The organism is Buttiauxella izardii (assembly GCF_003601925.1).
Classification (GTDB): Bacteria; Pseudomonadota; Gammaproteobacteria; order Enterobacterales; family Enterobacteriaceae; genus Buttiauxella; species Buttiauxella izardii.
Window position 1 is genome coordinate 1 of record NZ_QZWH01000072.1, and the last position, 717, is coordinate 717.

1 protein-coding gene is annotated in these 717 nt (G+C 58.4%); it reads left to right on the forward strand.

Annotated features, from left to right (window positions below; genetic code table 11):
• On the forward strand, positions 1 to 659 hold a 659-nt coding region (locus tag D6029_RS22115; RefSeq protein WP_147365260.1), incomplete at its 5' end, for an integrase core domain-containing protein.
• Positions 660 to 717: the final 58 nt, after the last annotated feature.

The following is a 717-nucleotide window of genomic DNA, read 5'->3' on the forward strand; positions in this document are numbered from 1 at the left end:
TCACGCTGACCGATAATCACAGCCGTTACCTGCTGTCCTGCGAGGGGACATTCCGGGAAAGCGAGGCCTTTGTGCGGGACTGTCTGGCGCGCGCATTCCTCGAATACGGCCTGCCGGAGGTACTGAAAACCGATAACGGCCAGCCGTTTGCCGGCACCGGTATTGCCGGGCTGAGCCGGCTCGCGGTCTGGCTGATTAAGCTCGGTATCCGGCCGGAGCGCATCCGCAAAGGGCATCCGGAAGAGAATGGTCGACACGAACGCATGCACCGTTCGCTGAAACACAGCCTGAGCTTCGGTAACCGCCGGGCGACGCTTGAGGAACAGCAGGCCTGGTTCGACAGCTATCGTGAAGAGTTTAACCGGGAGCGGCCGCACGAGGCGCTGGGCGGTCTGACGCCGGGAGGTATCTGGGTGCCGTCGCCGAGAAAATGGGACGGAAAAACGCCGGAGGTGAGCTATCCCGAAGGGGCGAAAGTGTACCGGGTGCGCTCCAAAGGCGACATCTACATTGGCAAAAGGTTATTCCTGAATCAGGCGCTGCGGGGTGAATATGTGATGCTGGAGGAGCGTGAGGACGGGCTTGAAGCGATAATATTTAACCGGATGGACCTTGCTTACTACGACAGACGTAAGCAAAGTATCATCCGGATAGATTAGGCAGAATGTGTTACCTGTGTGGCCGGTCTGATCTGTAACCTATGTGGCCGGTCGTACA